Annotated in this window: 1 protein-coding gene; it reads right to left on the bottom strand. The window is 61.8% G+C overall.

What is annotated here, in order from left to right:
• On the bottom strand, positions 1 to 890 hold an 890-nt coding region (locus tag D5S11_RS19660; protein ID WP_241211478.1), incomplete at both ends, for a condensation domain-containing protein.

Here is an 890-nt window from a genome sequence, read left to right as displayed (position 1 = left end):
GCCGCACGGAAGAGCGGCGCTTCCTCCAGACAAAACGGCCGGACGAATGCGTCAGCTGACTCGGCCTCATCCAGCTGAAACGGCACGCTGTCATGGATGCGCTGCACCGGTTCGCCATCAGGCCCCGTTTCAAAGGACGTTCTGAGCGACTCATGCCGCTCCACAAGCTCCCGGAACGTCTCCTCCAGCCGGATGCGGTCAAGCGGGCCCGTCAGTTCCAGCACAGCCGGCATATTGTAGCCGACACCGCCGTCTTCAAGCTGCTGGAGCACATACATCCGTTTCTGCGCCGAAGACACCGGGTAGGTGTCCTGTTTTTGCGCAGGCTGAATCGCTTCATACGGGCTCTCCTCCAAGTCCTGAATGACCGAAGCGAGCTCTTCCACCGTCGGCCGGGCGAAGATGTCTTGTAACGGCACCTGAACACCGAACTCTTTGGCGATGCGGGAGACGAGAGCCGTCGCTTTTAACGAATGGCCGCCCCGCTCAAAAAAGTGATCCCGGATGCCGACGGGGCCGTTTTTCAGCACCTCTTCCCAAAGGGCGCAAAGCTTCATTTCCGTGACGTTCCGCGGGGCGGTGTACGCCTGTCTGTCTGCCGCTCCGTCGGGAGCCGGCAGCGCGCGGCGGTCAAGCTTTCCGCTCGGCGTGACCGGCCATTCGCTCATCTCTATAAACTGAGCCGGCATCATGTAGGCCGGAAGGCGTGTCGCAAGCTCCGCCCGCACGTCATCGCTTTCCCGTCCTTCGATATAGGCGTAAAGCGCGGTTTCGCCGTGTTCGGTCCGGGCGGTGACCGCCGCCTCACGAATGCCGTCGATGCGCCGGATCGCCGCTTCGATTTCTCCCGGTTCAATCCGGTAGCCGCGGACTTTCACTTGTCCGTCTGA

The organism is Bacillus sp. L75 (assembly GCF_003676355.1).
GTDB lineage: Bacteria > Bacillota > Bacilli > Bacillales > Bacillaceae > Bacillus > Bacillus velezensis.
This window is presented reverse-complemented; position numbering and strand designations above follow the sequence as displayed.